Here is a 1,176-nt window from a genome sequence, read left to right as displayed (position 1 = left end):
TTATTCAGTGATTGATGCAACGATACCGGCACCAACTGTGCGGCCGCCTTCGCGGATCGCAAAGCGAAGCTGGTCTTCCATCGCGATTGGAACGATCAACTCAACGTCGACTGTTACATTATCGCCTGGCATCACCATTTCTGTACCTTCTTGCAAAGACACAACACCAGTCACATCAGTTGTACGGAAGTAGAACTGTGGACGATAGTTGGTAAAGAATGGTGTGTGACGACCACCCTCTTCTTTAGTCAAGATGTATGCTTCTGCAGCAAACTTTGTGTGTGGCTTAACTGAACCAGGCTTACAAAGAATTTGCCCACGCTCAACACCTTCACGGTCGATACCACGAAGTAGAACACCAACATTATCGCCAGCTTCACCACGATCAAGAAGCTTACGGAACATCTCAACACCAGTACATGTTGTTTTAGATGTATCACGGATACCAACAATCTCGATTTCTTCACCAACATTGATAACGCCACGCTCAACACGACCCGTTACAACTGTACCACGGCCTGAAATTGAGAACACATCTTCAATAGGAAGAAGGAATGGCTGATCAATTGGACGTTCTGGAGTTGGGATATAAGTATCAACTTCAGCCATCAATGCACGAATAGCATCTTCACCAATTGTTTTGTCTGAATCTTCAAGAGCTGCCAAAGCAGAACCTTTGATGATTGGAATATCATCACCTGGGAACTCATAGCTGTCGAGTAGCTCACGAACTTCCATTTCAACAAGTTCAAGTAGCTCTTCATCATCAACCTGATCAACTTTGTTCAAGAAAACAACGATCGCAGGAACACCAACCTGACGCGCAAGCAAAATGTGCTCACGTGTTTGTGGCATTGGGCCATCAGCCGCTGAACAAACAAGGATAGCACCATCCATTTGAGCCGCACCAGTGATCATGTTTTTCACATAGTCAGCGTGGCCTGGGCAATCAACGTGCGCATAGTGGCGGTTCTCTGTTTCGTACTCAACGTGTGCTGTCGAAATCGTAATACCACGTGCGCGCTCTTCGGGAGCACCATCAATCTCGTCGTAAGCTTTAAAATCACCAAAAAATTTCGTGATAGCAGCTGTCAAACTCGTTTTACCATGATCAACGTGACCAATCGTGCCAATGTTTACGTGAGGCTTATTGCGCTCAAACTTTTCCTTTGCCAT

1 protein-coding gene is annotated in these 1,176 nt (G+C 45.8%); it reads right to left on the bottom strand.

Annotated elements, in window-relative coordinates; genetic code table 11:
- The coding region (gene tuf, locus AB2J24_RS19815) for an elongation factor Tu (RefSeq protein WP_162652232.1) at positions 1-1,176 on the bottom strand (1,176 nt) is incomplete at its 5' end.

The sequence above is a fragment of the Lentilitoribacter sp. EG35 genome (genome assembly GCF_040784015.1).
Classification (GTDB): domain Bacteria; phylum Pseudomonadota; class Alphaproteobacteria; order Rhizobiales; family Rhizobiaceae; genus Lentilitoribacter.
This window is presented reverse-complemented; position numbering and strand designations above follow the sequence as displayed.